Below are 230 nucleotides of genomic sequence, written 5' to 3'. Positions count from 1 at the left end.
ACTGCCGACCAAGCCCTTCAAATGGCTCAATGGTTGAACACCTGCCGCCGTGTGTATAATTACGCGCTGGCGGAACGTCGTGATTGGATTCAGGCCCGTAAGTGCCCCGTTAATGCTTGTAGTATCCAGCGGGAATTTATTTACCCAATGGATTCAGAAAAGCCGACCTATTACAGTCAAAAGCGCAATTTGACCGCCGCAAGGAAAACTAATTCTTTTCTGCAAGCGGT

Annotated in this window: 1 protein-coding gene; it reads left to right on the top strand. The window is 48.7% G+C overall.

Annotated elements, in window-relative coordinates; translation table 11 throughout:
• Positions 1 to 21: 21 nt before the first annotated feature.
• Positions 22 to 230, top strand: a 209-nt coding sequence (locus AACT35_RS11325) for a helix-turn-helix domain-containing protein (protein WP_254048013.1), incomplete at its 3' end; no start/stop codon positions are given.

Origin of the sequence: Synechococcus sp. BDU 130192 (assembly GCF_963876085.1) — a bacterium.
Lineage (GTDB): Bacteria > Cyanobacteriota > Cyanobacteriia > Cyanobacteriales > MRBY01 > MRBY01.
Note: the sequence above shows the minus strand (reverse complement) of the source record. Positions and strands in the feature narration are given on the sequence as shown.